The organism is Acidovorax sp. Root219 (genome assembly GCF_001428665.1).
Lineage (GTDB): Bacteria > Pseudomonadota > Gammaproteobacteria > Burkholderiales > Burkholderiaceae_C > Acidovorax.
On sequence record NZ_LMIJ01000004.1, the window covers coordinates 211,966 to 212,175 of the forward strand.

Sequence of the window (210 nt, forward strand, 5' to 3'; positions counted from 1 at the left end):
CGCATAGCCTCCATTTTGGATGCCCTTCTGGCCGCAGTAGGGGGCGTTGGTCGAGGCCTGGCCCCAGACGGCGACGGTGCCGTCGCTCTTGAGGGCGTAGTACTGACCGGCGATGTTGATGGAGGTCGAGGCCACGGCCTGCACGGAGCCCAGGGCGTCGATCACGACCGGGGCCGTGGCGGTCCCGGCAACAGGGGCCAGTGCCTTGTT